Here is a 1,326-nt window from a genome sequence, read left to right as displayed (position 1 = left end):
TGAAGCCGTAAAGAATCAAGGTGCTGCTTTACAGGTGCGGGCTCGTTGTCAGGGTATGGCCGTTCCGAAGGAGATCTGTTCCCAACTCCACTGCAGGTTCTCGGTGTTGTTGCCGCATTTGAACGAACGGCAGCGGCGGCTGGCCCTGGCCACCGAGGCCCGGCTGATCGGGCACGGCGGTGTACGGGCGGTGGCGAGGATCGCGCAGGTCAGCGAGACCACCGTGCGCCGCGGAGTGTCGGAGCTGGAGGCTGGGGCCGGGCCGCTGCCGGACGGACAGGTACGTGCACCAGGCGGAGGCCGCAAGCGGGCCGAGGCCAACAATCCCGCCCTGCTCAAGGCGTTGTTGGGGCTGGTCGAGCCGGATGAGCGGGGTGATCCGGAGTCGCCGTTGCGGTGGACGACGAAGTCGCTGCGGAACCTGGCCGAGGAGCTGACCCGGCAGGGGCACCCGGTGTCTCCGCCGACGGTGGGTCGGCTGCTCAAGCAGGAGGGCTTCAGTCTGCAGGCGAACGTCAAGACCCTTGAGGGATCCCAGCATCCCGACCGGGATGCCCAGTTCCGCTACATCAACGAGCAGGTCAAACAGCACCAGGGCGACGGCGAGCCGGTAATCAGCGTGGACACGAAGAAGCGGGAACAGATCGGACGGCTGCCGATGGCCGGCCGCGAGTGGCGGCCCAGGGGCGAGCCGGTCGAGGTGGAGGACCATCACTTCTTCTTCAGCGGCCCGGACGTTCAGCAGGCGATCCCGTACGGGATCTACGACATCGCCCGCAACACCGGCTGGGTCAACGTCGGGATCGACCACGACACGTCGGTCTTCGCGGTCGAGTCCATCCGCCGCTGGTGGCGCTGTCGCGGCAGCCTCGACTACCCGAAGGCGTCACGGCTGCTGATCACCTCGGACGCGGGCGGCTCCAATGGCTACCGCTACCGGGTCTGGAAGAGCGAACTGGCTGCCCTGGCCGCCGAGACGGGCCTGACGATCACGGTGTGTCACTTTCCTCCGGGCACAAGCAAGTGGAACAAAATCGAGCACCGGCTGTTCTCCCACATCACCCACAACTGGCGTGGCAGGCCGCTGACCAGCCACGAAGTCGTTATCGCGACGATCGCCGCCACCCGCACCCGGGCTGGTCTGCGCGTCGAGGCCCACCTCGATCCCGGTGACTACCCCACCGGCATCGCGATCAGCAAGGACCGCTTCGCCGCGCTGCCGCTGGTCCGGCATGAGGTTCACGGCCAGTGGAACTACACCCTGCTGCCCGAACCCTCCGCGCCACAGGTGTCGCCCGCCGGCGAGGCACACGGCGTCGCCGACCG

At 67.5% G+C, this 1,326-nt stretch carries 1 protein-coding gene; it reads left to right on the top strand.

The window, feature by feature from the left end; genetic code table 11:
* Positions 1–55: 55 nt before the first annotated feature.
* Positions 56–1,326, top strand: a 1,271-nt coding sequence (locus ABT009_RS47365; RefSeq protein ID WP_351309684.1) for an ISAzo13 family transposase, incomplete at its 3' end; no start/stop codon positions are given.

This window comes from Streptomyces sp. NPDC002896 (assembly GCF_040295225.1).
Classification (GTDB): Bacteria; Actinomycetota; Actinomycetes; order Streptomycetales; family Streptomycetaceae; genus Streptomyces.
Note: the sequence above shows the minus strand (reverse complement) of the source record. Positions and strands in the feature narration are given on the sequence as shown.